This window comes from Cupriavidus basilensis (assembly GCF_008801925.2).
GTDB lineage: Bacteria > Pseudomonadota > Gammaproteobacteria > Burkholderiales > Burkholderiaceae > Cupriavidus > Cupriavidus basilensis.
In genome coordinates, this window is the sequence record NZ_CP062804.1 from 2,357,052 (window position 1) to 2,381,610 (window position 24,559).

Consider the following 24,559-nt stretch of genomic DNA (forward strand, 5'->3'; position numbering starts at 1 on the left):
CATGCCGGCGCGCTGTCGCTACATGATGCGCAACACGGTGCGGCTATAGTCGTTGTTAGCCTCGACCAGCGTGGACAGCAGGTCCATGAACACCTTGCGCTGCGCCGGGCGCAACGGCGCCAGCATGCGCTCCTGCGCGCGTTCCATGTCGGCGCGCAGCGACGCCACCACGGTCTGCCCTTCCTTGGTCAGGTGCACGTGGCGCGTGCGGCGGTCGGCCGGATTGTCCTTGCGCTCGACCAGGCCACGTTCTTCCAGGCGGCGCACCACGTCGGCGGTGGTGGTGCGGTCAAAGCCGACTTCCTGCCCCAGCGCGGTCTGGTCCAGCCCGGGCAACACGGACAATACCGTCAGGATGGCGTACTGCACCGGCGTGATGCTGGGAGACTTGCATTCCTCGAAAAACATGGCCACGTGGATCTGGTGCAGGCGACGCACCAGGAAACCGGGCCGCGCCCACAGAAGCGCCTTGGCCGGGTCCGCTTCGGACGGCGCCGGATCCTCGGCCGGAGGAGCGGAGCGCGTCGTTTGACGTTTTGCAGAGGACATTCAACTCACCAAACTTGTTAGCATGCTGACAAGTATAGACGACTGTCCCCACCCTGGTGCCAAAACGCACCGTTTCAGGTCCGCTCCGAAGCGGCCTGCCCGCTTTGCGCGATGCGCGCCCGGTCCCGATGCCGCGCCGCCGTCACGCAGTCCCGGTACAACTGCACGGTTTCGCGCCCGAGCGAGGCCAGCGAGAAGTTCACCTCCACCCAGCCGCGCCCGCGCCACCCCATGCGGGCCGCGCGCCCGGGGTCCGCCGCCAGCTGGCACATGGCCTGCGCCAGGGCATGCGCGTTGCGCGGCGGCACCAGCACGCCGTGGGCACCATCGAGAAAGGTCTCGGGTATCCCGTCCAGCGCGGTGGCAATGACTGGCTTGCCGCAGCTCAGCGCCTCCAGTATCACCAGCCCGAGCGCCTCGCTGCCCACGGCCGGATGCACCAGCACATCGATCGCCTGCAACAGCGACGCCACATCATGCTCGAACGGCAGGAAGTGGATGTGCCCAGCCAGGCCCAGCGCCTGCGCCTCTTGGCGCAACTGCGGGATCAGGTCGCCTTCGCCGACGCAAAGGAAATGCGCATGCGGGTGCCGCGCCCGCACCTGCGCGGCGGCATTGACGAAGTAGAACTGCCCCTTGCCGTCAGGCCGTTGCGCCCCACCGATCATCGCGTAGACCCACGCGTCCTGCGGCAGCCCCAGGGCCTCGCGCACGCGATAGCCGCGCATGGCAATGCGGCGAAAGCGCTCGGTGTCGATCCCGCAGTAGATCCGCCGCAGCCGCAAGGCGCGCTCCGGATCAACCCGGCGCAGCGACTCCTGCACCGCATCGGACACCGCGATCACGTTGGAGAACGCCGCCAGGTAGCGGCGCGTGCGCTCCTTGAGCTGGGTCATCAGGTGACGCGTCACCACCACCGATGCAGTCCGGCCAGACAGCATCCAGGCCGCGATCGCCACCCAGTAATCGCGCCCGTGATGCGCGTGGATGACATCGATGCGCTGCTCGCGGATATAGCGTGACAGCACCAGCGGCCAGACCGCCCGCCCGGCATCCAGCGCCAGCACCTGGATGCCGGCCATGGCTTGCGCCGCGTCGATCCAGCGTGCGCGCGCCGGCGCGGCCAGGCTCACCACGCAATCCTGCAGCCGCAGGGCCCGGCACAGCGACAGCGTGTGCGAATCGATGCCGCCGCCATCCAGCCGGGAGTTCAGCACCAGCACCCGCAACTGGCCGGCGGACAGCACGACGTCTCGGTCAGCGTGCATCATGACACCACCTCCACGCCACGGCGATCTTCATAGGCTGTCGCCAGCTTCAGCAAAAATTGCCCGAGGTGCGAGGTCCGCGCGACCAGCACGCGCGGCAGGCCGAACAGGTTGCCGCCGATGGCAGCGCGGCCGCGCTGCGTGGTCACGGCACTGTGGTAGCCGGCTTCGCGCACCAGGTCGGCGACTGGCTGATTGAACTCGCCATAGGGGTAGCAGAAGTGCCGGACCGGCACGCCGAGCGCATCTTGCAACGCGAGCTTGCTGCCCGCGATCTGGTCCAGCGCGGCAATGCCGTCCATCCGGGTCAGGTCCACATGGGTGCGCGTATGCGCACCGACCTCCATGCCTGCACGGGTCCACGCGCGCAGTTCCTGCACGGTCATCAGCGGCTTCTCTGGCACGCCAATGGCCGCGTCCCAGGCATTGGTCCTGCCGACCAGGCTGCTGACCGCATAGCAGGTTGCGCTGAACCCGCAACGCTGCAGCACTGGCAGCGCATGCTCCAGGTTGTTCCGGTAGCCGTCGTCCAGCGTGATGCCCACTACCTTCCCAGCCTTCTCGCCGCGCAGGTAAGGCAGCAGGTCGCGCAAGGCCAGGCCGCGATATCCCATCAGCCGTAGCAGGCGCATTTGCCAGGAGAAATCGCGCGCGGCCACCACAAGGCTGCGCATTGGCGTGCCGCTCGGCGGCGGCGCATCGATCTGGTGGTACATCAGGATGGGGATTCGCGGTGTCATGTCTTCCCTCGGCGAACAAGAGCAAAGCAGAACGGCGTTGCGCCGCCGTTGCGGCTAGAAGCGGTACTTGAGCGCCGTCAGGCCAACGAACGACTGTTTCGACTGCACGATCGGGCTGTTGGCGCTGTCACCCAGCAAGCGGGTCACGGCCACCGTGCTGTTTACCGACCAGGAAGGCGATATCGCGTATTCCCAGGACACGGCCACGCTGGCGCGGTCGAATCCGGCCTTGGTGGTGTAGGCGCGGAACTGGCTGTTCGCGGCTTGCGCATCGGTCACGCCGTAGAAGGTCTGGGTGTATTTGCGCGAGCCGAAATGCAGGCTGGGGCTGACGCTGATGAGGTGCTTGCCGGCCTTGTACACGGGCACGGACAGGTCGAGATGGCCGCTCAGGCCACGGTCGCGGTTGGTCATCGGCGCGTCGAGCGTCACGCTGAGCACCGCGCCGCCATACACCGGCATGCCGACCTGCAACGCCCCCACCAGGGATCCCGGGATCCGCCCCATGCCCCTCAGGTGATCGGAGCCCGGCAGGTCGAAGCGTTTGCTATCGGTGCGTCCCAGGTCGTAGTCGAGGCCAAGCGACGCAAACATGCCGTTGGAGAACGTGTGGCCGTAGCCGGCGCCGCCGCGCAGCGGACTGATGAAGAAGCCATTGCCGAACTCCGCGCTGAACAGCGGGCCGCCGATCAGCCTGTACTCGTTGCTACCCTCATAGCGCGGCGCGGCGCCCAGGCCCAGTCCGACCGTGTAGACGTTATCGGCATGCGCGCCGGCACCGCCAAGGCCGCTGGCCAGGAAAGCGCCGGCCCACATCGATCTTTCCAACTTTCTTCTCAACATGCGATTCACCTAAGCCCCCTTGGATCAAGCCCCAGAGTCTAGGGACAGGGCCTATCGGCGTCTGTTGGAAAGTGACGCGAAACTGTGCGTAATTGTGCGCAATTGTCACGAGTTGATTCGAACCGATTCAGGGCGAAGCGCTGGCCTGTGGAATCGCTTCGCATTGGCCGGGCAACACCAATGCGATCCGCCCGACGAGATCCTTCCGCCCGCCGCCAGAGCGCGCCCGCATCTTCGAGCCACCGCCCCGCGCCATGGCTGGCCGCGAATCGCCCATCAGCCGCACCGCGAGCCCCGGCCAACACAGGCGCGACGACAAAGCCGCACATCTCGCCACACTTTCAGACAAGCGGGGATAGATTGCCCACAGACACGGCAGGCCTGTCCGTTCACAATCCCCTCATGCATCGCCACTGCCTTTGATTGCCAAAACAGGCCTCTACGCCTGTTCCCCAAGGCATCCGCCGCGGATTGCCTGACCTTGATCCTTTTTCCGTAGATCCCCGCAACGCTAATGGCCCATCCCCCGAACCGCCGCAGGCACGGCCTGATCATCGCCGTGCTCACCCTGTCCGCCATCATTGCGTTGGCGGCCTGGCGCCTCACACCCGGCAAGCACCCCGAGTACATCACCGCCACCGTCACCCGCGGCGACCTCGAAGTCACCGTGCTGGCCAATGGCGTATTGCAGCCCATCCGCCAGGTCGAAGTCGGCGCGCAGGTCAATGGCCAGCTCAAATCGCTGAAGGTGAAGCTCGGCGACAAGGTCAAGCAGGGTCAGTTGCTGGCCCAGATCGACCCGGTGCTGCTGGAAAATGCGCTGCGCCAGGCGAATGCCGCCGTGGCCAGTGGCAAGGCCCAGCGCGACGCCAAGCGCTCGCGCCTGCGCCAGGCCCGCCTGAACTGGCAACGCCAGCGTGAACTGCAGTCGCAGGAGGCGGCTTCGCGCCAGGACCTTGAAATCGCCGAAGCCGACCTGCGCTCGCTGGAGGCCGAGCTGATCGCCCTGGACGCCGATATCGCGCAGCTCAGCATCAAGGCCGAGTCCGCCCGCATCGACCTTGGCTACACCCGCATCGTCGCGCCGATGGACGGCGAGGTGGTGGCGCTCTCCACGCTGGAAGGCCAGACCGTGGTGGCGTCCTACCAGGTACCGACCATCCTCAAGCTGGCCAACCTGGATGCCATGACCGTCAAGGCGCAGGTGTCGGAGGCCGATGTGATCCGCATCGCCGACCGGCAGGCGGTCTACTTCACCATCATGGGCGAGCCGGACCGCCGCTACCACGCGTCGCTGCAGTCCATTCAGCCGTCGCCGGAGAAGATCAACAACGCCGTGTTCTTCAATGCGTTGTTCGACGTCCCCAATCCAGGCCACAAGCTGCGCATCGATATGACGGCACAGGTCGCCATCATGCTGGGCGAGGCCAGGGACACGCTGCTGGTGCCCCTGGCCGCGCTGGGGCCGCGCGGCCAGGACGGCAGCATGGAAGTCCGCGTGCTGCGCCCTGACCAGCGCGTGGAGACGGTGAAGGTGCGCACCGGCCTGAGCAACAACGCGCATGCGCAAGTGCTGAGCGGCCTGGCGCAAGGCGATCGCGTCATCACCGGCGATGCCGCTGCCGTCAACGCGGAAACCAGGTCATGACGCAAGCCCCGCTCTTGCTGCTGCAGCATGTGGAACGCACGTTCCGCGCCGGTGACCAGGACATCCCGGTGCTGCGCCAGGTCAGCCTGGCCATCTGCGCGGGCGAGATGGTCGCCATCGTCGGCGCGTCCGGCTCCGGCAAATCGACGCTGATGAACATCCTGGGCTGCCTGGACCAGGCCAACGCCGGGCGCTACCTGGTGGCAGGCCAGGACGTGGCGGCCCTGGACGATGACGCACTGGCCCGCCTGCGCCGCGAGCGCTTCGGCTTTATCTTCCAGCGCTACCACCTGATGGCCCAGCTTTCCGCCGCGGACAACGTGGAAGTGCCGGCCATCTACGCCGCCACCGACCGCGCCGCGCGCCGTGCCCGCGCCCTGCAGCTGCTGGAGCGGCTGGGCCTGGGCGAGCGCGCCGGGCACCGCCCCTCCCAGCTCTCCGGCGGCCAGCAGCAGCGCGTGAGCATTGCCCGCGCGCTGATCAACGGCGGCCAGGTGATCCTGGCGGACGAGCCCACGGGCGCGCTCGACAGCCATAGCGGCAAGGAAGTCCTGGCCATCCTGCGCGAGCTGCATACGCTCGGCCACACCGTGATCATCGTCACCCACGACATGGGACTGGCACGCAACGCCGAGCGCATCATCGAGATCGCCGACGGCCGTATCGTGGCCGACCGCGCCAACCGGCCGCCGCGGGCCGAGGATGAGCCGGGCAGCAGCCCTGTGCGAGCCAGGCTGGCCGCCCAAGCCCCGGCGGCCGGCGGCAACGCCGAGGCCCCGCTGCGGCGTGCGCGCGCCTGGCAGGGCTGCACCGAGGCCTTTTCCATGGCCTGGGGCGCATTGATGGCGCATCGCATGCGCACCGCGCTGACCATGCTGGGCATCATCATCGGCATCGCCTCCGTGGTGTCGATCGTGGCCATCGGCGAAGGCGCCAAGCGCTACGTGATGGCGGATATCCGCGCCATCGGCGCCAACACGCTCGAGATCTTCCCCGGCAAGGATTTTGGCGACGACCGCGCCGCCGGCATCCGCACCCTGGTGGCCGCCGATATCGAGGCCCTGCAAGCGCTGCCGTATGTGGACAGCGCCACTGCGATCACCAGCAAGGTCCAGCGGCTGAGGTACCGCGGCGTCGACGTCAATGCCACCGTGCATGGCGTGGGCGCCAGCTTCTTCCGCGTGCGCGGCCTGGGCCTGACGCAAGGCGCGGCCTTCCTGCCTGATGAGCTGCGCAGGCACGCGCAAGTGGCCGTGATCGACGAGAAAACCCGCCGCAAGCTGTTCGGCAATGCGTTGAGCGCGCTGGGCCAGATCATCCTGGTGGGCAACCTGCCTTGCGTGGTGATCGGCGTGGCGCGTGAGAAGAAGACCATGTTCGACGACAACGGCAGCAGCCTCAATATCTGGCTGCCCTACACCACCGCGGGCAGCCGCATTTTCGGCCAGTCGCATTTCGACGAGCTGTCCGTGCGCATCCGCGACGGCGAGCCCAGCGCGGCAGCCCAGCAAGCCATCGAGCGCCTGCTGACGCTGCGCCACGGCAAGAAGGACTTCTTTACCTACAACATGGACAGCATCGTCAAGACCATGGAACGCACCGGGCAGGCGCTCACGCTGTTCTTGTCGGCGGTCGCCGTGATCTCGCTGCTGGTCGGCGGCATCGGCGTGATGAACATCATGCTGGTCTCGGTGACCGAGCGCACCCGCGAGATCGGCATCCGCATGGCCGTGGGTGCCCGGCAGCGCGATGTGCTGATGCAATTCCTGACCGAAGCCGTGCTGGTATGCCTGCTGGGCGGGCTGATCGGCACCGCCGTGGCTTACCTGATCGGGCTGGCGCTGGCGCTGCTGATCCCGCAATGGCAGATGGTGTTCTCCGCGGGCGCGGTTGCCGGCGCCTTCCTGTGTTCGACACTGGTCGGCGTGGTGTTCGGCTATATGCCGGCGCGCAACGCAGCGCGCCTGCAACCGATCGAGGCGCTTGGCCATGAATAGGCGCAGTCCGCATTCGCCAAGGCCACCACGGCTGCCGCACTCGCCGCATTCGCCGCGCGCGTTGCCGGTGCGCCTGCTCGCCGCGCTGCCGGTGATTGCCGTTGCCCTGAGTGCTTGCAGCGCACTGCGCACGCCGGAGGTGGATCCCGCCCTGGACGTGCCACAGCACTGGCAACACGCGCCCCGGCAGGACACGGCCGGGCAGCCGGGCACGGCGCTGGAGCAGCACGCCTGGTGGGAGGCCTTTGGCGATCCACAACTGAGCGCGCTGGTCGCGTCCGCGCTGGCTACCAACAACGATCTTGCCATTACCGCGCTGCGCTTCGAGCGCGCCCGGCTGCGCGCGGGGCTGGCCGCCACCAACCGCGCGCCCGAACTGAGCGCGCAGGCCAGGGGCACGCGCCAATGGAGCCTGGACGGTCCCGGGCGGCGCGACGAAGGGGGGCTCAATGCGACAGTGAACTATGAGATCGACCTGTGGGGGCGGCTGGCCAGCCTGCGCGGCGCGGCGCACTGGGAAGCGCGCGCAAGCGCGGCAGACCTGGAAGCCGCAACCATCGCACTGGCGGCCACCACGGCCACGCTGTACTGGCGCGCCGGCCTGCTGAACGAACTGATCGACATCTCCGGCCAAAGCCTGGCGGACGCACGGCGCACGCTTGGCCTGGTGGCCGCGCGCTACCGCGCTGGCGCAGTGTCGGGCCTGGACCTGGCGCAAGCCGAGCAGCAACTGGCCGCCCTGCTGGCCGAGCGTACCGTGCTGGACCAGCAGCGCAGCGAAAACCGCCAGGCCCTGGCCATCCTGTTCAACCGTCCACCCGGGCACGACGTGGCCGAGCCGCAGGCCTTGCCCGTCGAAGCGCTGCCGCGCATCGCCGCCGGCATTCCCGCCGCGGTTGTCGGACGCCGGCCTGACGTGCGGCAGGCCGAATGGCGCCTGCGCGCCGCCCTGGCAAACGCCGACGCGACCCGCGCCAGCTTCTACCCCAAGCTGACGCTGACCGGCATCGTCGGCACCGGCAGCGCGGCGCTGGCTTCGCTGCTGCGAGACCCCACCGCCCTGCTCGGCGCCGGGCTGAGCCTGCCCTTCCTGCAATGGAACACCACGCAGCTGACGATACAGGTGTCGCACAACGAGTACCAGGAAACGGTGGTGCAATACCGGCAGTCGCTGTACACGGCCTTTGCCGAAGTGGAAAACGCGCTGTCCGATCATGCGGGGCTGGGCGTGCGCGCGGACCGGCTGGGAGAATCGCTGGAGTCCGCGAGCCGGGCGGAGCGGCTTAGCGCGGCGCGCTACCGCGCCGGCGCCACCGCGCTGCAGCCCTGGCTCGATGCGAAGGAGACGTTGCGCCAGGCAGCCGTGGCGGCGGCGCGCAACCGGTTCGACCGGCTGGTGAACATCACGACCTTGTACAAGGCGTTGGGAGGGCCGGCGGTGGAGAGCGGGGCTTGAGGGTCGGGCTTGAGGGTCGGGCTTGAGGGTCGGGCTTGAGGGTTAGGCTCAAGGGTCCAGGCTACTCCAGCGCGGCGCCCTTGCGCTCCGGAATCAGGAACAGCGTAGCCAGGATATCCAGCACATAGATCGACGCCAGCACGGCAATCGCCGTGCCGAACGAATAGCTGGCGGCCAGCGCGCCAACCACCAGCGGGCCAAAGCCACCCACGCCACGGCCGATATTGAACAGCACGTTCTGCGCGGTGGCGCGGGCCTGCGTGGGATACAGCTCCGAGATCAGCGCGCCGTAGCCGCCGATCATGCCGTTGACGAACAGGCCCATTACCGCGCCGCCGAACAGCAACGCGTAGGGAGTCGATAGCTGGGAGTAGACAAAGACCATCACCACTGCCCCGGCCTGGTAGATCAGGAACGTGGGCCGGCGGCCGACGCGGTCCGCCAGCTGGCCGAACACCCAGATCCCGATGGCCATGCCGATGATGGTCACCGAGGTCCACAGCGCGGACTTGGTCAGCGAGTAATTGAATTGCTTGGCCAGGTAGGTCGGCATCCAGATCATCAGGCCGTAGTAGCCGAAGTTCTGCACCGAGCACAGCACCACCACGCCCAGGCTGGCACGCGCGGTCGCGGCATCCGCCACCAGCATCTTGAGCGGGTTGCCCTTGCGCGCCACCTTGCTGCTGGCAACGAACACTTCCGGCTCGCCGATAAAGCGGCGCACCACGAACGACGCCAGCGCCGGCAGCACACCGATGGCAAACATGCCACGCCAGCCGATATAAGGCAGCAGCACCGGCGTCAGCAGCGCCGCGGCAAGCACGCCCGCCTGCCAGCCAAGGCCCACATAGGAGGAAACGCGGGCACGCTGGCCGGGCCGGCAGGCCTCGGTGGCCAGCGCCATGCCGATGCCGAACTCGCCGCCAAGGCCAAAGCCGGCGATGGTCCGGTAGGCCAGCAGGTCCCAGTAGCCCTGCGCGAGCGCGCACAGGCCGGTGAAGACGGCAAACAGCAGGATGGTCCAGGTCAGCACCTTCACCCGGCCCACGTAGTCGCTCAGGATGCCGAAGAAGATGCCACCGGCCACCGCGCCCACCAGCGTCCAGGTGACCAGCGAGCCCGCCTGGGTGCTGGTCAGCCCGAGGCCGGCAGACACCGCGCTCAGGATAAAGCCGAGGATCAGCAGGTCGAAGCCGTCCAGCGCGTAGCCGACCGCCGAGGCGATCACGGCCTTGCGGGCGTAGGTGGCCTGCTCCTGTTCCGTGAGGCCTTGCCGGCCGTGCGGCGGATTTGCCGCCGCGGCCGGCTCCAGCCCGGTCACCGCGGCGGCGTTGGCATTGGCGTTGCCCTGTGTCATGTCGATTCCTGTGCGCCACAAGCGAAAAATTTTGCGAGATTCTACTCTCGTGGCTGGCCGGCTGGCCCGGAAGGGAGAAAGGGCGGAAGATAGAAAACGAATGACGCACGAATTGCATTCGGCGCGGGAGCAACAATCGGACAGCCAGCCAGACACTACACGCACGGAACGGGAAAAATGCTAACCAGAATGTATGCGAGCCTTTGTTTCTATAGCGATCAATTCGATCCCGAGGCGCTTGCCGACACCATAGGGCTCAGCACCTATGACTACTCTCGGAAAGGGGAACGCCGAGCGTTGGGCGTCGTTCCTCACTCGGTCCTGACAGTGACTTCCCGCGATGAGATCGAGGGATGTTCAGCGGATGTGCACATCATGTCGCTGATAGAGAAGATCTCCCCCATGTATCAGCACATCCGCGCGGCGCTCGGCAGCGATGGCTATATCTTGTGCTTTCTGTTCTGCGAGGGGAATATCGAAAACGTCGGCGTCCACGTATCACCGCAGACACTCCGGCAATTGGTTGCGATCGATGCGGGGCTTTCCATCGACACCTGGGCGCCGGCGGCGACCCCAGGCCCCGAAGACGGCGACGAGGACGGCGACGAGGACGCGCCACATCACCTGCGCCATTGAATGGTGGCCGACGACGCCCCGCATCAAGGCCCTTCACCCGCCGTTCGATACTGGCTTGGCGTGACGCCCGCCCTCTTGCGCATCAGGCGCCTGAGCGCCGTGGCATCCTCATAGCCCACCTGCTCGGCAACCTGCTCGACGGACATCCGGCTCGACTCGATCAGCATGCGGGCGCGATTGAGCCGCACGCTCTGCACCAGCGCCAAGGTACTCTTGCCCGTGGCCTCGCGCACGCGCCGCGACAGCGTTCTCTGGGACATGGCGAACTCGTCCGCCAGTACCTGGATGCTGGGCGGCTGCGGCAACGCGGATTCGATCCGTGCCACCAGACGGCCGACCAGCGCATTGCCGTTGGACAACATGGCCGGCACCACGAAGCGCGCTTGTGCCTGCCGCCCGTCGATCAGCAGGACCCGGCTCACCGCGTCGGCAAGCGCGACGCCAAACCGGCTGCGCAACAGGTGAAGCATCAAGTCGGTCTGTGCAAATGCCGCGCCGGCTGTGCTCACGTGCTCATCGGCGCAGACCATGCGGTCGGCATCGACGATGCAACGCGGCTCCAGGCGTTGCAACTCGGCCGCCAGCCACCAGGATGTCGTGACCCGGCGCTGCGCCAGCAGGCCCGCGGCCTGTAGCAGGAACACCGCGGAGCAAGATGCCGCGACATGGCCGCCGGCGGCGGCATGCGTGGCAACTGCCCGGGCCGCCAACCGCGCATCGTCTTGCGCCAGCCGGCTGGCGATGGCGTTGGCATCGTCGATGCCCAGCCCCGGCACGATCCAGGTCGCCGCATGCCCGGCCTGCGCGCGCAGCCGCGTTGGCAAGGCCGCGGCATCGATATGCATGCCGCCGCTCAGCGGCACCGAACGCCCCGATGTCGACACCACGCGCCAGGTCGGCCGGGGCAGATGCATGCGCGGCGCGAGCAACGAAGCCGTGCGCAGGATATCGATCGTCGCAGCCACGCTGGTTGAGTAGGCGCCTGACAGCGCCAGAACGGTGAAATCCTTCATTGGCCGGAAACGCCCTAAAGATGTCTAAATTGACACTCAAAGTCTAGCTGACCGAAGCGTCTAATGCACCTACCTCAACGACAACTACGCATCGATGCCCAATATCCTCGTCAACATTCCCAAAGGGGCGTTTGCCGGCCCTGCCCGCGCGGATCTCGCGCGCCGCATCAGCGACGCCGCCGCCATGGCGGAGCGCATGCCCGACGACCCGCACAAGCGCTTCGCGATCTGGGTCGTGATCGAAGAAACGGAGGCCGGCCTGTGGACGTGCGGCGGCGTCGACATGGCATCGCAGGTGCTGCCCTGCATCGCGACGGTCCATGTGCCCGCTGGCGTGCTGGACGCGCCGGCCAGGGCCTTGTATGTCCGGTTGATGCACGACGCCTTCCAGCAGGCACAGCCAGCCGGCGACCAGCGGCGGCTGGCCACCTCGGTGAGGCTCCACGATGTGGCCGACGGCACCTGGGGGGTCAATGGCGATGTCTGGCAGTTGCCCCGCTTCGCGACGGTGGCCGGCTACGGGCACCTGCAGCATCTGGCCGCTGCGGCCTGACTATCCAACGCACGGGAGACGACGCCATGGTGAAACGCAGCATGAAGGAAGTAGACCGCCTTGACGATTTCACACGCCGCACGATCACGCTCGATGGCGTGGCCAAGGTGGTCCACGTGGCCGGCACAGGGCCTGCCGTCATCGTCATGACGGAGATGCCGGGCATCAGCCCGCACGTCGCACGCTTTGCCCGGTGGGTACGCGATGCGGGCTTGACGGTCTACATGCCGTCGCTCTTCGGCCGCGACGGCGCCGTGCCGGACGCCGAGGCAGGTGCAGCGGTCTTTCGGCGCGCCTGCGTTAGCGCGGAGTTTCGCGCATTCGCTGCCAATCAATCGAGCCCGGTGACACAGTGGCTGCGGGCGCTGGCGAGGCTGGCGCACCAGGAGTGCGGCGGCCCCGGTGTCGGCGCCATCGGCATGTGTTTCACCGGCAACTTCGCCCTGTCGATGATGCTGGAGCCGGCGATGCTGGCGCCGGTGATCTGCCAGCCCTCGCTGCCGCTGGATGATCCGGGTGGCATCGAGATGGCGCCCGGCGAACTCGCCGTGGTGCGCGAGCGGCTCGAGCGGGAGGATCTCACGGTGCTGGCGTACCGATTTGAAGGCGATCGGTTTTGCAGGGCGGAACGCTTTGCTGCCTATGCCGAGGGCCTTGGCGACCGGTTCGTGGGACGCGCGCTGCCGGACAGCGCCGCCAACCCCGATGTCCCTGCTTTCTTTGCCCAGCACGTGCCTTGCCCGCACAGCGTCGTCACCGTCCACCTGATTGACGAAGCTGGCGAGCCGACAGTGGCCGCGCGCGACGAAATCCTGTCGTTCTTTGTGCGGCGCCTAGGCGAGACGCGCCGAAGCCCCAACCTCAAGCCGGCAACCCCTTAGCCCGCGACAGCGCATCGATACGCTTCAACGGTTGCCCGGAAATCGGCGCCAGGCTCTCGCTACCGCAAGCGCATTGCCCGAACGGCACGGCAATGTCGGGTTCAGCGCCGCAAGCCGCGCAACCTTCCCTCCCCCGCAAGCATCGCTCTTCTCCGAGCGCACTCCCCCAAAGCCTTACCGCCGCGCCAGCGGCTGCCTGCACTCGCCAGCTCAGACGGGCTCGATCGGGCTCGAACGGGTTCGAACGGCCTGGATACAGCCCCTCCTTGACAACCAGACTCCATGCATTACCATACGCACATCCATTTTATGGATCTCAGTTCCATAAAATGGAACTCGATAAAAAAGAGAAAAAACGCTGGAGGAGAATCGATGCATCGGAAGACCTGGGCATGGCTGCCCTGTACCCTGCTGTGCGCCCCTGCCGTGGCCACGGCAGGTAGCGTCACCCTGTTCGGCCTGATGGACACGGGCCTGGATCTTTCAAGCGCTGGCGGCCCCACCACGGCCCGCATGCAATCCGGCCAATACGCCGGATCCCGCTTCGGCCTGCGCGGCACGGAAGACCTCGGCGACGGCTTGCAGGCGGTATTCGTGCTGGAAAACGGCCTGAACAGCGATACCGGAGTGGCTGGCCAGAGCGGCCGGCTGTTCGGGCGGCAAGCCTATGTCGGCCTGAGCGGGCGCGCCGGCGCCCTGACGCTGGGCCGGCAATACAGCCCGCTGGTGTCGGTGGCATTCCAGATGGACGCCTTCGAAAATGGCATGGCCCCGCAGTTCCCCAACCTTGGCCTCTACCCCGGTGGCGAGCGCATCGACAACGCCATCAAGTACACCAGCCCCTCGTTTGGCGGGCTGACGATGGCGGCCATGCTGGCGCTCGGCGAGCGCAGCACCGCGCCGCGCGCAGGCGATGACTCTTATGGCATCAACGTGCACTATGCCAGCGGCCCGATGCGCCTCGTCGCAGCCTATGGCGTGCGCAAGTTCGCCTCCGCCGCGGCGCTGGGCGAAGTGGTGAAGCCCGTCGTGGTGCTGCCCAATGTCGTGACCAACGGCAGCATCACCACCTACATGGCGGGCAGCAACTACGACTTCGGCCCGTTCGCGCTGTACGGTGGCTACCAGCGCCAGCGCATCGCGGATGACGTGTATTTCGGCCGTATCGACCAGGACCTGTACACGTTGAGCGTAGCGGTGCCGGTCGGCAAGGCTGGCCGCTTCCTGGCGGGCTACACCTTCCTGAACGACCACAGCCCCGCGCAACTGGATGCCTCGCTGTTCGGCTTCGGCTTTGTCTACTCGCTGTCCAGGCGCACCAGCGTCTACACCTCCGCGGCCTGGCTGAACAACCACAACGGCGCTGGCAATGTGATTGGCGGCAACACCAGCCCGGGCTTGCCGCTGGCCTACCCGGGCGCCAACGCGCGCACGATCCAGGTCGGGCTGCGCCACGCCTTCTGAACCCGCCCCGCCAACCCACACACCCGGAGACTGCCTCATGCATGACGCTGCGATCCCGCTAGAGAGCGCCGCACCGCCGGTGCGCCACCCGCGCGCGCTGGCGCCCGCCAACCTGCTGCTCATGATCGCCATCAGCGCGTTCGGTGCGGTGGTAGGCATCCAGTTGCTGACCACCCTCGGCATCACGCCCAACACCTCGCTGATCGGCGCGCTAGTGGCCATGACGCTGGCCCGCATCCCGCTTGCCGCGCTGTCCGGCTTCCGCTCGGTCCACGTGCAGAACCTGGCGCAGACAAGCATCTCGTCGGCCACCTTCGGCGCGGCCAACAGCCTGATCCTGCCGATCGGCATTCCCTACGTGATGGGCATGCCCGAACTGATCCTGCCGATGCTGGCCGGCGTGTCCGTGGCCATGCTGCTGGACGCCTACCTGCTCTACCGCATGTTCGATACCCCCGCCTTTCCCGCGTCCGGCGCCTGGCCGCTTGGCGTGGCGGCGGCCGAGGCCATCAAGGCTGGCGACAGCGGCGGCAAGCAAGCCTGGCTGCTGGCCGGCGGGCTGGTCACCGGCGTGGCCGGCGGCTTGCTCAAGCTGCCGATGTCGGCCTTCGGCGTGGCCTTTATCGGCAGCTTCGGCGCGATGACAGCGTTTGCCGCGGGCCTGTTGCTGCGCGGTTACTCGATGCCGCTGTTCGGCACCGAGATCGGCTCGCACTACGTGCCGCACGGCATGATGATCGGCGCCGGGCTGGTGGCGCTGGCGCAGGTGGCGCGGGCCATGTTCGGCAAGGCCGCGCAGCGTGCACAGGCCGCGAGCCAGGGCGCGGGCGCCACGGTGGATGCCCGCGCTGACGCCCGGCGCATGCGCACTTCGTTCCGGCTCGGCGGCTTCGGCTATCTGGCCATCATGGCAGGCCTGGCCCTGGCCACCGGCCTCCATGCGGGCATGCCCTTGCCGCTGCTGCTCGGCTTCATCCTCTACGGCGCGTTCTCGGCCTTTGTCCATGAGCTGATCGTTGGCATCGCGGCCATGCACTCAGGCTGGTTTCCCGCTTTCGCGGTGGCGCTGATCTCCTTGCTGATCGGCATCTGGATCGGGTTTCCGCCGCAGGCGCTGGTGGTGCTGGCAGGCTTTTCCGCCGCCACGGGCCCCGCCTTTGCCGACATGGGCTACGACCTCAAGGCGGGCTACATCCTGCGCGGCGAAGGCGCGGATGCCGCCTATGAGCGCGAAGGCCGGCGCGAGCAGCTGATCGCGGCGATGGTGGGCTTCCTGGTCGCCATCGTGGTGGTGCTGGCGTCCTACCGGGGCCTGTTCGCCAACCATCAGTTCGCACCCATCAACAACGCCTATGCCGCCGCCATCAAGGCCGGCATCTCGGCGGACACCGCGCGCAACCTGCTGCTGTGGGCACTGCCCGGCATGGCGCTGCAACTGATCGGCGGCGCGCGCCAGCAGCTTGGCGTGCTACTGGCCACGGGGCTGCTCATCACCAATCCGGCCGCGGGCTGGATGGTGGCGGCCGGCCTGGTGGTGCGCGCCGCCATGCTGCGTTGGCAGGGCCATGCCGCAAAGGAGCGCCTTGAAGTCTTTGCCGGCGGCGTGATCGCCGGCGACGCGCTCTTCAGCTTCTTCAGCGGCCTGACCAAGAGCCTGCCGCTGAAAAAGTAAGCGGCAGGAAGCCGGAAGCCGGCACAACACGAAGTAAACATCCATCCATCAAAGGAGCCTGTAGTGAAAAGACAATTGACGGTAGACGACGTGGAAGCCGCGGTGCTCGGCGGCGCCATCCTGGGCGGTGGCGGCGGCGGCCTGATCGAAGAGGGGCTGCGCGTCGCCCGGCTGGCGCTTGCCGCCGGCGTGCCGGAACTGTGGAGCGTGGACGAGTTCGATCCGCAGGCGATCACCACCACCGTGGCCATCGTCGGCGCGCCCGCCGCGCCGCTGCCCTGCGTGCGCCCCGCGCACCTGCTGCGCACGCTGGCGCTAATTCGCGAACATGCCGGCGGCCGCCCGCTGGTGGCGCTGAACTCGAACGAAAACGGCGCCGAGACCACGGTGAATGGCTGGTTCCATGCCGCCATCACCGGCATCCCCGTGATGGACCTGGCCTGCAACGGGCGCGCCCACCCGTCGAGCGTGATGGGCGCGCTCGGGCTGCACACCGAAGCGGATTACGTCTCCGTGCAGGCCTTCGCCGGCGGCGCCCAGGCGCGCTACCTGGAAGGCGTGGTTTCCGGCCGGCTGGAGCTGACCTCGGCGCTGGTGCGCCGCGCCTCCGTGGAGGCGGGGGGCGTGGTGGCGGTGGCACGCAACCCGGTGACGGTGGGCTACGCCGCCGCACACGGCGCGCCTGGCGCGATCAGCCATGCCATCGAAGTGGGCCGCGCCTTCTTGTCCGGCGGCGTCGATGGCGCGGCGGCGGCGCTGGGCGGGCGCATCGTGGCGGACGGCATCGTGGCCGAGTACCGCTGCGAGCAGCGCGAGGGGCTGGATGTGGGCCACCTGGTGTTCGACGACACCGCGCGCACCGAACTGCGCTTTATCAACGAGTACATGACGCTGGAACAGCACGGCGAGCGCCAGAGTGCCTTCCCCAACCTGATCATGACCTTCGATGACGACGGCCAGCCGGTGGTCTCGGCGCGCGTGCGCCAGGGCATGCGGCTGCGCGTGCTGGTGGCCCCCGGCGAGCGTCTGCTGCTGTCGCGCACCATGAATATGCGCGAACTGTATCAGCCGCTGGAGGCCTCCCTGGGCACGGCGTTCGCGCCGCTGGAGCCGGCAGCATGACGGCTGCCGCGCCGCGCCAGGACACCGCCGCCCCGGTGGCGGGCCTGCGCGCCATCGGCGCCTTTATCGAGGCGAAGTGGGACAGCGAAATCCTGCCCGCGCTGCACGACTACATCCGCGTGCCGGCCAAGAGCCCCGCCTTCGACGCCGGCTGGCAAGCGCGGGGCCTGCTGGATCGCGTCGTGTGCTCGGCCGCCGCGTGGGCCGAGGCGCAGAAGATCGCGGGCATGACGGTCGAGGTGATCCGGTTGCCGGGGCGCACGCCGCTGCTGTTCTTCGAAATCCCGGCCACCGCGGATGCGAGCGCCGGCACGATCCTCTTCTATGGCCACCTCGACAAGCAACCCGAGTTCGACGGCTGGCGCCGCGACCTCGGGCCGTGGGAGCCGAAGTACGAGAACGGCAAGCTCTACGGCCGCGGCGGCGCGGACGACGGCTACGCGCTTTACGCCGCCCTGGCCGCCGTGATGGCCGTGAGAGCGGGCGGCGCCAGCCATCCGCGCTGCGTCGGCATCATCGAGACCTGCGAGGAATCCGGCAGCTATGACCTGCCCGCCTACCTGGATGCGCTGGCGAACCGCCTGGGGCGCATCGGCCTGGTGGTTTGCCTGGACTCGGGCGCGGGCAACTACGACCAGCTCTGGATGGTCACGTCGTTGCGCGGCTATGTCAGCGGACGGCTGGAAGTGCAGGTGCTGGACGAAGGCGTGCATTCCGGCGATGCCAGCGGCATCGTGCCGTCCAGCTTCCGCGTGCTGCGCCATGTGCTGGACCGGCTGGAAGACAGCGGCTCCGGCGAGATCCTGCCTGCCAGCTTCCATTGCGAGGTGCCGCCGCAGCGCCAGGCTCAAGCTGAGCATGCGGCACGCCAGCTTGGCGACCTGGTGTGGAAGCGGTTTGCGTGGGCCTGCGGCGCGGATGGCGCCAGCGTGCTGCCAACCACCACCGATCCCGCCACCGCGCTGATCCGGCGCGCCTGGCGCCCCGCGTTGTCGGTAGTGGGCGCCGAAGGCCTGCCGCCGCTGGCTACCGCGGGCAATGTGCTGCGCCCGCGCACGGCGTTCAAGCTGTCGCTGCGGCTGCCGCCACTGGTCGACAGCGCGGCCGCCGCGCAGGAGCTCAAGCGCTTGCTGGAAAGCCACGCGCCGTACAACGCGCGCGTGGCCTTCGTGCCGGACAAGAGCGTGGCCGACGGCTGGAACGCACCGGCCATGGCGCCGTGGCTGGCCTCACGGCTGGAGGCGGCCTCGCAGCAGTATTTCGGCGCGTCCTGCGGCTATCTGGGGCAAGGCGGCACGATTCCGCTGATGGGCATGCTGGAAAAGGCCTTCCCCCTTGCGCAGTTCATGGTGTGCGGGGTGCTTGGCCCAAACGCCAACGCGCACGGCCCGAACGAGTTCCTGCACGTGCCGTACGCCAAGCGCCTGACGGCATCGATCGCCAGCGTGATCGGATCGTGGCAGGAGGATGCCGGGCAATAAGGGGGACAACAGGGACCGCGGCGGCGTCAGCGCGGCGCAAAGGCGAGCCAGTACGGGTCGCCGATCTGCCGGCCGGCGTCGCTGGTGGCCTCGACGATGCGCGCGCCAAAGCGCTGGACCATGGCATCGGTGAGGTCCTGCACCGGCATGGCAATGCCAAGGCCATAGATTTGCCGCGTGGTCGGATCGCGCAGCGCGGCGGAAATCCCCGCCACGTTCTGCACGAACTCGCCGCGCGACAGCGCCCAGCCGGTTTCCCGTGCTTCCTTCAGCCGCGCCAGCAGGTCCTTGCGCGTGCGCGGGATGTTGCCGCGCCGCACTTCGAAGCCGTCCTGCACCAGCGCCGTGACCTCTTCATCGGTCAGGCGCGACAGGATGGCCCGGCCGATGGACGAAGCATATGCGGGCGCGCGCGACCCCGGCGGCGTGTAGACCTGCAGCGAGCCCGCGCCGGTGCGCATCTGGATCACGACCGAATCGGCACCGTCCAGCACGTTGATATAGCCGGTGTAGCCGGTCTCGCCGACCAGCTTGTCGAGCACGCCTTGCAACAGCGTGAGCGCGGTATGCGAGGCGCGGAAGTGATACGAAGCCTCCATCACCACCGCGCCCGGCCGGTAGGCGCGCGAGACGCTGTCGCGCTCCAGGAAGCCGTACTCGGCCATCATGCTGAGCGTGCGCGAGGCGGAGCTCTTGGCCAGGCCGAGATGCGTCACCACGTCGGTCACCGTGATGTCGCTGCGGAGCTTGGCGATGAGCTTGAGGACATCGGCGGCATTAACGAGTGTGCTCATGAGGAATGGTTCGTTTTATGGATTGAGGTTCCAGAATATAGTCCAAGGCCCATAGCGTCAATTTGGGATTGCCCTTAACGCCCGCGACAAAGCCCGCGACAAAGCTCACGACAACGCTCACGACAAGGCACGCATCGATGCACGCACAGACCACCCAAAACCATCCAACCCGCCCGCTCTCAGGCCGGACCGCCGTCATCATCGGCGGCACCTCCGGCATCGGCCGCGCCGTGGCCAGCCGTGTGGTCGCGGCCGGCGGCGCGGTGATCCTCGGCGGCCGCTCGCAAGACGCGCTGGATGCGGAACTCGCCCGCATCGAAGCCGCAGGCGGCGCCGCCTGCGGCCATGTGGTCGACATGGCGGAGCGCGAATCGGTCGCCGCGTTCTTCGCCAGGATTGCCCGCCTCGATTACCTGTTCGCACCCGGCGCCACCTACCAGGTCGCGTCTATCCACAGCGATGACCACGAAGCGGTGGAAAGCCCCTTTCGCAGCAAGTTCTGGGGCCAGTACCATGCCGTGCACGAAGCCGCGCCCAAGATCGCACCGGATGGCGCCATCGTGCTGATGTCCGGCGCCGCCGGGGCGCGCCCGATCAAGGGCGCCTCGGCCTATGCGGCTTGCAACGCCGCCATCGAGGGCCTTGGCCGTTCGCTCGCGCTCGACCTGGCGCCGGTGCGGGTCAACAGCGTGTCACCAGGCACCATCGACAGCGACCTGTGGCAGCGCCGGAGCGCCGAGCTGCGCTCGCACGCGTTCGAGAGCTACAGCCGCAGCACCGCGCTTGGCCGGGTTGGCAGCGTGGATGAAGTCGCGGATGCCGTGCTGTTCCTGTTCGGCAATGGTTATATGACGGGATCCACCTTGTTCGTCGACGGCGGCTACGTGCTGCCTTGAGCGCCGTCGTCCTCGCTGGAATTGGCATACCATGCCGGAGTCCGCCGCGGGCCCACCGCCCGCATCGATGGCAGCGACGCATTCAAGGAGAGGCAGATGGACTATGTAAGGTTTGGCGCGACGGGGCTGAAGGTCTCCCGGCTGTGCCTGGGCTGCATGACCTACGGCGTGCCCGAGCGCGGCAACCACCCCTGGACGCTTGGCGAGCCAGCCAGCCGCCCCCTGATCCGGCAGGCGATCGAGGCCGGCATCAACTTCTTCGATACCGCCAACGTGTATTCCGACGGCACCTCCGAGGAAATCGTCGGCCGCGCGCTGAAAGACTTCGCCAGCCGCGACGACGTGGTGATCGCCACCAAGGTTCACGGCCGCATGCGCCCCGGCCCGAACGGGGCCGGCCTGTCGCGCCGCGCTATCCTGGCCGAGATCGACAACAGCCTGCGCCGCCTGGGCACCGACTACGTCGACCTGTACCAGATCCACCGCTGGGATCCGCATACGCCCATCGAGGAAACCCTCGAAGCGCTGCACGATGTGGTCAAGGCGGGCAAGGCGCGCTATATCGGCGCGTCCTCGATGTATGCCTGGCAGTTCTCCAAGGCCATCTACACCTCGCGCCTGCGCGGCTGGACGCAGTTCGCCAGCATGCAGGACCATGTGAACCTGCTGAACCGCGAAGAGGAGCGCGAGATGCTGCCGCTATGCGCCGCCGAGGGCATCGCGGTGATGCCGTGGAGCCCGCTGGCGCGCGGCCGCCTGACCCGGCCGTGGCTTGCCGGCAGCGCCCGCGAGGAGAGCGACACGTTTGGCAAGACGCTGTACCGCGATACCGAGGCGTCGGATCGCAAGGTGGTGGAGCAGGTACACGCCATTGCGCAGGCGCGCGGCGTGCCGGCTGCCCAGGTCGCGCTGGCGTGGTTGTTGCAGAAGCGGGAGATCACCTCGCCGATCATTGGCGCGTCCAAGCCGCACCATATCGAGGACGCCGTGGCAGCGCTCTCGCTCGGCCTCGCCACCGAGGAGATCGCCGCGCTGGAGGCGCCCTACGTGCCGCACGCGCCCGTGGGCTTCTGAGGCAGCCACGGCGACGGCGACGCCGGTGCACTACCGGCGGCCGCTCACTCGCCCGAGTGCCGCAGCGCGGCCGCGCCCGGCTCACGCGTGATCAGGCGCAGCCCGCTGGCGATGCTGGCCACGCCCGCGAAGCCCGCGCCAATCGCCAGCGCCAGGGTGGGACCGTGGCGGCCCGCAATGCCGAAGCTGAGCGCGACCAGCGCCGCACCTGTTGCCTGTCCGAGCAGGCGCGCGGTGGCAATCACGCCGCTGGCGCCGCCGGCGCGCTCGCGCGGCGCGCTCGACATCAGCGCCTTGAGGTTGGGCGACTGGAAGAAGCCGAAGCCCGCGCCGCAAATCGCCATGCGAATGCCGATATCCAGCGCGCTGGGATGCGCCGGCAGCAGCGCCAGCGACACCATGCCCATGCACATCACCGCCAGCCCCACGCCGCCGAGCAAACCCGGCGCATAGCGGTCGGACAGCCGCCCGGCCAGCGGCGCCATCAGCGCCACCACCGCCGACCACGGCGTCATCAGGAAGCCCGTCTCGATCGGGCTGCGCCCCAGCACGCTCTCGAAATAGAACGGCAGCGACACGAAGGCCAGCCCCTGCGCGGCGAACGAGCAGATCGCGGTCATGGTCGACAGCGCGAACATGGGCCGCTTGAGCAGATCGATGGGCAGCATCGGCGCGGGATGACCACGCTCGCGGCGCAGCAGCAACACGAACGCCACCAGGAACAAGGCCAGCGCCGCCAGCGACTGCCCCAGCGGCGCGCGCTGCGCGCCCTCGCCCAGCGCAAAGATCAGCGAGGCGAACATCACCACGTTGAGCCCCGCGGCCACACGGTCAAAGCGGTGCGCGCCGCGCACCGTCTGGGGCAGCGCGGGCCAGGCGATGTAGAGCGCCAGCAGGCCGATCGGCAGGTTCACCGCAAACAGCCACGGCCACGGCCCCAGCGACAGGATGATCGAGGCCACCGTGGGTCCCACCGCGAACGACACGCCAACCACCAGCGCGTTGAGCCCGACGCCACGCCCGAGCCGGTGCGGCGGAAAAATCGCGCTGATCAGCGCCGCGTTCACGCTCATGATGGCGCTGGCGCCCACGCCCTGCAGCAACCGGGCTGCCACCAGCGTGGGCAGCGACCAGGAAAGCGAGCAGACCACCGACGCGGCGATGAACAGCATCAAGCCGCCGAGATACACGCGCCGGTGCCCGACGATGCCGCCCAGCGCCGCGAACGGCAGCAGCGTGGCCACCATGGCGAGCTGGTAGGCGTTGATGACCCAGACCGATGCCGCCGGGGTGGCATGCAGCGAGGCGGCGATGTTGGGAAGTGCGGTGTTGGCGATTGCCGTATCGAGCGTAGCGAGCGAGACCGCCACCAGGATGGCGGCCATGCCGCGGCGCTCCAGCGACGTCATGGGCGCATCCGCCGCGCGCGAGGGGAGATTGGATTCTGCTGTGTTCGACACTGTCTTTGCCAGTTACCGCCGCGCCCGGGAAGCCGCGCGCGATGCGCCAGCGCCCTGCCCGATTGTTTGATACATGCGCCATGGCTCACCCTCCCGATGCGAGAGAGGGCATGGCAAGCCGACACAATACGGGATAACGCGAATATCTGCAGGCGACGGCGTCGCCGGCAGATAGGCAAATAGCCGGAACGACCGGAATGACCGCTAAGGCAGCGCCAGGCGACGCGCCTGCACTATGCCGCCGACCACACCGCCAGCTCGTAGCCGTCCGGGTCGCGGAAGTGGAAACGCCGCCCGCCCGGGAACGAGAAGACCGCCCGGACCACGGTGCCACCGGCCGCCTCCACGCCCTGCTGCGCCTGCGCCAGATCATCCGCGTACAGGATCACTAGCGGCCCGCCGGGGCGGACCTCTTCGCCGGTGGTGAAGCCACCGGTCAGCCGGCCATCGCTGAACTCGCTGTAGGCGGGGCCGTAATCGGTAAAGGTCCAGCCGAAGGCTGCGCCATAGAACGCCTTGCTGCGCGCGATGTCGCTGACGTTGAACTCGATGTTGTCGATCTGCCGGTCCTGGCCTCTGGTGCCCATGGCGAACTCCCTGGTGATGGATAAGGAACACCATTTTCACCCGGATGCCGCGGCAAGGCTTGAACAAAACGGCCAATCAAGCCTTTGGCGCGTGCAACTGGCGCAGCAGGGCCGACGCCGTCATGCCGCACAGCGACTGGATCTCCCGGCTCAGGTGGGCCTGGTCGGCATAGCCCGCATCCGCCGCAAGCGCGGCCAGCCCAAAGTCGGACCTGTCCGCCCTGCCTGCCCGGTTGCCTGCCCGGCATGGCACCGGGATTGGCATCGCCAGCCCCCCCAAGGAAAGACGCATGACAATCGGCTTGGTTTCGGACCCGCATCTTTCGGTCTGCGGCCGCACCGAAGTTCGCGGCGCGAACGCCGGCGTGATGCGCACCGGACAAGCCACTTGGGATTTTCCCTTGGTTTGCGCCGCGTAGTGCACTGTCAGACCTTTCGATCCGCAGGGACACTTCGCCATGGCAGAAGTTGTCTGCTAATGTCTGCTCCGCAGGAAATCAAGGCAGGCGACGCCCGCCGCATCCCCTGCGCCGCCCGGGCCGGCCACGCACCGGCCCCTGGTCTGGCGGCAAGCCCGAAAGACAGGAGATAAAGCAATGCAGCCTAAGGCTCTCGAACCGACGGAATCCGTACTTCTTGCCTTGATGGACAGCGTGCGCGAATGGCAGCGCGTGCTGGACCAGACTCTGTGCGATGCTGGACTCGACTATGCGAAATGGATCTTGCTGCGCGCTATCCGCCAGGAAGAGTTCGTTCGCCATGAGCCTTACCTGGGCCAGATGCTGATTTCCGCGGCACACTCGGAAAGCCTGCTGGAAGCCTTGCACGCCGACGGCTGGATCACATACGATCCCGCCGGCCGGCCGTTGATTCCCCCGTGCGCCGAGCCTAAGGTGGACCGCGTCTGGAAAGGACTGAAGGCGCTCCACTCCGTCTCCGTGGCCCCCTTCAGCACGGAGGAACGCCACGCGCTGACGGCCTCGCTCAGGCGCATGAAGGCCACGTTGCACGACCACAGCGTGCGGCTTGGGCGCCAGGCGGAACGCCGGGTGGAGCTGGCGCACTGAA

General features: G+C 67.9%; 23 protein-coding genes. 13 read left to right on the forward strand and 10 right to left on the reverse strand.

Annotated elements, in window-relative coordinates; translation table 11 throughout:
* Window positions 1-18 precede the first annotated feature (18 nt).
* The 4 genes from F7R26_RS31425 to F7R26_RS31440 all read right to left on the reverse strand — a co-directional run bounded on the left by F7R26_RS31425 (window position 19) and on the right by F7R26_RS31440 (window position 3,373).
* A complete protein-coding gene (locus F7R26_RS31425; RefSeq protein ID WP_150986095.1) occupies window positions 19-549 on the reverse strand; it encodes a MarR family winged helix-turn-helix transcriptional regulator in 531 nt (176 codons plus the stop codon).
* Window positions 550-623: 74 nt separating this feature from the next.
* Window positions 624-1,820 carry a glycosyltransferase family 4 protein gene (locus F7R26_RS31430; RefSeq protein ID WP_150986094.1) on the reverse strand — a complete coding sequence of 399 codons (1,197 nt, stop codon included), beginning with the start codon at window positions 1,818-1,820 and terminating at the stop codon, window positions 624-626.
* Complete coding sequence (locus F7R26_RS31435; protein WP_150986093.1) at window positions 1,817-2,557, reverse strand: polysaccharide deacetylase family protein; 741 nt, start codon at window positions 2,555-2,557, stop codon at window positions 1,817-1,819. Before F7R26_RS31435 ends, F7R26_RS31430 begins: the two co-directional genes overlap by 4 nt.
* Before the next feature lie 54 nt (window positions 2,558-2,611).
* A complete protein-coding gene (locus F7R26_RS31440; RefSeq protein WP_150986092.1) occupies window positions 2,612-3,373 on the reverse strand; it encodes a MipA/OmpV family protein in 762 nt (253 codons plus the stop codon).
* A gap of 541 nt (window positions 3,374-3,914) precedes the next feature.
* Between F7R26_RS31440 and macA the strand changes: the two genes are divergently transcribed.
* From macA to F7R26_RS31455, 3 genes are read left to right on the forward strand one after another with little or no spacing between them, the layout of a single operon-like run.
* Window positions 3,915-5,048, forward strand: coding sequence for a macrolide transporter subunit MacA (gene macA, locus F7R26_RS31445; RefSeq protein ID WP_150986091.1), 1,134 nt, complete (start codon window positions 3,915-3,917; stop codon window positions 5,046-5,048).
* The gene (locus F7R26_RS31450) at window positions 5,045-7,045 is read left to right on the forward strand and encodes a MacB family efflux pump subunit (RefSeq protein ID WP_150986090.1); all 2,001 of its coding nucleotides are present in this window, start codon (window positions 5,045-5,047) and stop codon (window positions 7,043-7,045) included. Before macA ends, F7R26_RS31450 begins: the two co-directional genes overlap by 4 nt.
* Window positions 7,038-8,501 carry an efflux transporter outer membrane subunit gene (locus tag F7R26_RS31455; protein WP_150986089.1) on the forward strand — a complete coding sequence of 488 codons (1,464 nt, stop codon included), beginning with the start codon at window positions 7,038-7,040 and terminating at the stop codon, window positions 8,499-8,501. The genes F7R26_RS31450 and F7R26_RS31455 overlap by 8 nt, the downstream gene beginning before the upstream one ends.
* A 61-nt stretch (window positions 8,502-8,562) precedes the next feature.
* On the opposite strand, the gene F7R26_RS31460 is transcribed toward F7R26_RS31455, so the two are convergent.
* On the reverse strand, window positions 8,563-9,858 hold the full coding sequence (locus F7R26_RS31460; protein WP_150986088.1) for an MFS transporter: 1,296 nt from the start codon (window positions 9,856-9,858) through the stop codon (window positions 8,563-8,565).
* Window positions 9,859-10,035: 177 nt separating this feature from the next.
* Here F7R26_RS31460 and F7R26_RS31465 point away from each other — a divergent pair, with 177 nt between their 5' ends.
* Window positions 10,036-10,494: a DUF4279 domain-containing protein gene (locus F7R26_RS31465; RefSeq protein WP_150986087.1), complete on the forward strand. Its 459-nt coding sequence runs from the start codon at window positions 10,036-10,038 to the stop codon at window positions 10,492-10,494.
* A gap of 23 nt (window positions 10,495-10,517) precedes the next feature.
* Here the strand turns inward: F7R26_RS31465 and F7R26_RS31470 are convergent, their stop codons facing one another.
* Window positions 10,518-11,507: a GlxA family transcriptional regulator gene (locus F7R26_RS31470; RefSeq protein ID WP_150986086.1), complete on the reverse strand. Its 990-nt coding sequence runs from the start codon at window positions 11,505-11,507 to the stop codon at window positions 10,518-10,520.
* A 94-nt stretch (window positions 11,508-11,601) separates the two neighbouring features.
* On the opposite strand from F7R26_RS31470, the gene F7R26_RS31475 reads away from it, so the two are divergent.
* The 6 genes from F7R26_RS31475 to F7R26_RS31500 all read left to right on the forward strand — a co-directional run bounded on the left by F7R26_RS31475 (window position 11,602) and on the right by F7R26_RS31500 (window position 18,680).
* Window positions 11,602-12,060 carry a tautomerase family protein gene (locus F7R26_RS31475; RefSeq protein WP_150986085.1) on the forward strand — a complete coding sequence of 153 codons (459 nt, stop codon included), beginning with the start codon at window positions 11,602-11,604 and terminating at the stop codon, window positions 12,058-12,060.
* Between the two features lie 26 nt (window positions 12,061-12,086).
* Window positions 12,087-12,941, forward strand: coding sequence for a dienelactone hydrolase family protein (locus tag F7R26_RS31480; protein WP_150986084.1), 855 nt, complete (start codon window positions 12,087-12,089; stop codon window positions 12,939-12,941).
* A gap of 372 nt (window positions 12,942-13,313) precedes the next feature.
* A complete protein-coding gene (locus tag F7R26_RS31485; protein WP_170301871.1) occupies window positions 13,314-14,405 on the forward strand; it encodes a porin in 1,092 nt (363 codons plus the stop codon).
* A gap of 37 nt (window positions 14,406-14,442) precedes the next feature.
* Entirely contained in the window at window positions 14,443-16,077 is a 1,635-nt protein-coding gene (locus F7R26_RS31490) for an OPT/YSL family transporter (RefSeq protein WP_206702536.1), read from the forward strand.
* A 63-nt stretch (window positions 16,078-16,140) separates the two neighbouring features.
* A complete protein-coding gene (locus tag F7R26_RS31495) occupies window positions 16,141-17,199 on the forward strand; it encodes an S-methyl thiohydantoin desulfurase domain-containing protein (protein ID WP_150986082.1) in 1,059 nt (352 codons plus the stop codon).
* Window positions 17,196-18,680: a M20/M25/M40 family metallo-hydrolase gene (locus F7R26_RS31500; RefSeq protein WP_150986081.1), complete on the forward strand. Its 1,485-nt coding sequence runs from the start codon at window positions 17,196-17,198 to the stop codon at window positions 18,678-18,680. The genes F7R26_RS31495 and F7R26_RS31500 overlap by 4 nt, the downstream gene beginning before the upstream one ends.
* 26 nt (window positions 18,681-18,706) lie before the next feature.
* On the opposite strand, the gene F7R26_RS31505 is transcribed toward F7R26_RS31500, so the two are convergent.
* Complete coding sequence (locus tag F7R26_RS31505; protein ID WP_150986080.1) at window positions 18,707-19,474, reverse strand: IclR family transcriptional regulator; 768 nt, start codon at window positions 19,472-19,474, stop codon at window positions 18,707-18,709.
* Between the two features lie 137 nt (window positions 19,475-19,611).
* Between F7R26_RS31505 and F7R26_RS31510 the strand changes: the two genes are divergently transcribed.
* Window positions 19,612-20,370: an SDR family oxidoreductase gene (locus F7R26_RS31510; RefSeq protein WP_150986079.1), complete on the forward strand. Its 759-nt coding sequence runs from the start codon at window positions 19,612-19,614 to the stop codon at window positions 20,368-20,370.
* Between the two features lie 96 nt (window positions 20,371-20,466).
* Window positions 20,467-21,444, forward strand: a complete 978-nt coding sequence (locus F7R26_RS31515; protein WP_150986078.1) for an aldo/keto reductase — start codon at window positions 20,467-20,469, stop codon at window positions 21,442-21,444.
* A 44-nt stretch (window positions 21,445-21,488) separates the two neighbouring features.
* Here the strand turns inward: F7R26_RS31515 and F7R26_RS31520 are convergent, their stop codons facing one another.
* The 3 genes from F7R26_RS31520 to F7R26_RS40800 form a co-directional block, all read right to left on the reverse strand.
* Window positions 21,489-22,853, reverse strand: a complete 1,365-nt coding sequence (locus tag F7R26_RS31520) for an MFS transporter (protein ID WP_150986196.1) — start codon at window positions 22,851-22,853, stop codon at window positions 21,489-21,491.
* 284 nt (window positions 22,854-23,137) lie between these two features.
* Window positions 23,138-23,491 carry a VOC family protein gene (locus F7R26_RS31525; RefSeq protein ID WP_150986077.1) on the reverse strand — a complete coding sequence of 118 codons (354 nt, stop codon included), beginning with the start codon at window positions 23,489-23,491 and terminating at the stop codon, window positions 23,138-23,140.
* A gap of 76 nt (window positions 23,492-23,567) precedes the next feature.
* Window positions 23,568-23,783: a hypothetical protein gene (locus tag F7R26_RS40800; RefSeq protein ID WP_170301869.1), complete on the reverse strand. Its 216-nt coding sequence runs from the start codon at window positions 23,781-23,783 to the stop codon at window positions 23,568-23,570.
* A 304-nt stretch (window positions 23,784-24,087) separates the two neighbouring features.
* Here F7R26_RS40800 and F7R26_RS31535 point away from each other — a divergent pair, with 304 nt between their 5' ends.
* Entirely contained in the window at window positions 24,088-24,558 is a 471-nt protein-coding gene (locus F7R26_RS31535; RefSeq protein ID WP_150986076.1) for a MarR family transcriptional regulator, read from the forward strand.
* Window position 24,559 lies beyond the last annotated feature (1 nt).

Coding starts and splice junctions, on each gene's coding strand:
- F7R26_RS31425 (WP_150986095.1), bottom strand. CDS start 549: ATGTCCTCTGCAAAACGTCAAACGACGCGCTCCGCTCCTCCGGCCGAG.
- F7R26_RS31430 (WP_150986094.1), bottom strand. CDS start 1,820: ATGATGCACGCTGACCGAGACGTCGTGCTGTCCGCCGGCCAGTTGCGG.
- F7R26_RS31435 (WP_150986093.1), bottom strand. CDS start 2,557: ATGACACCGCGAATCCCCATCCTGATGTACCACCAGATCGATGCGCCG.
- F7R26_RS31440 (WP_150986092.1), bottom strand. CDS start 3,373: ATGTGGGCCGGCGCTTTCCTGGCCAGCGGCCTTGGCGGTGCCGGCGCG.
- macA (WP_150986091.1), top strand. CDS start 3,915: ATGGCCCATCCCCCGAACCGCCGCAGGCACGGCCTGATCATCGCCGTG.
- F7R26_RS31450 (WP_150986090.1), top strand. CDS start 5,045: ATGACGCAAGCCCCGCTCTTGCTGCTGCAGCATGTGGAACGCACGTTC.
- F7R26_RS31455 (WP_150986089.1), top strand. CDS start 7,038: ATGAATAGGCGCAGTCCGCATTCGCCAAGGCCACCACGGCTGCCGCAC.
- F7R26_RS31460 (WP_150986088.1), bottom strand. CDS start 9,858: ATGACACAGGGCAACGCCAATGCCAACGCCGCCGCGGTGACCGGGCTG.
- F7R26_RS31465 (WP_150986087.1), top strand. CDS start 10,036: ATGCTAACCAGAATGTATGCGAGCCTTTGTTTCTATAGCGATCAATTC.
- F7R26_RS31470 (WP_150986086.1), bottom strand. CDS start 11,507: ATGAAGGATTTCACCGTTCTGGCGCTGTCAGGCGCCTACTCAACCAGC.
- F7R26_RS31475 (WP_150986085.1), top strand. CDS start 11,602: ATGCCCAATATCCTCGTCAACATTCCCAAAGGGGCGTTTGCCGGCCCT.
- F7R26_RS31480 (WP_150986084.1), top strand. CDS start 12,087: ATGGTGAAACGCAGCATGAAGGAAGTAGACCGCCTTGACGATTTCACA.
- F7R26_RS31485 (WP_170301871.1), top strand. CDS start 13,314: ATGCATCGGAAGACCTGGGCATGGCTGCCCTGTACCCTGCTGTGCGCC.
- F7R26_RS31490 (WP_206702536.1), top strand. CDS start 14,443: ATGCATGACGCTGCGATCCCGCTAGAGAGCGCCGCACCGCCGGTGCGC.
- F7R26_RS31500 (WP_150986081.1), top strand. CDS start 17,196: ATGACGGCTGCCGCGCCGCGCCAGGACACCGCCGCCCCGGTGGCGGGC.
- F7R26_RS31505 (WP_150986080.1), bottom strand. CDS start 19,474: ATGAGCACACTCGTTAATGCCGCCGATGTCCTCAAGCTCATCGCCAAG.
- F7R26_RS31510 (WP_150986079.1), top strand. CDS start 19,612: ATGCACGCACAGACCACCCAAAACCATCCAACCCGCCCGCTCTCAGGC.
- F7R26_RS31515 (WP_150986078.1), top strand. CDS start 20,467: ATGGACTATGTAAGGTTTGGCGCGACGGGGCTGAAGGTCTCCCGGCTG.
- F7R26_RS31520 (WP_150986196.1), bottom strand. CDS start 22,853: ATGACGTCGCTGGAGCGCCGCGGCATGGCCGCCATCCTGGTGGCGGTC.
- F7R26_RS31525 (WP_150986077.1), bottom strand. CDS start 23,491: ATGGGCACCAGAGGCCAGGACCGGCAGATCGACAACATCGAGTTCAAC.
- F7R26_RS40800 (WP_170301869.1), bottom strand. CDS start 23,783: ATGCGTCTTTCCTTGGGGGGGCTGGCGATGCCAATCCCGGTGCCATGC.
- F7R26_RS31535 (WP_150986076.1), top strand. CDS start 24,088: ATGCAGCCTAAGGCTCTCGAACCGACGGAATCCGTACTTCTTGCCTTG.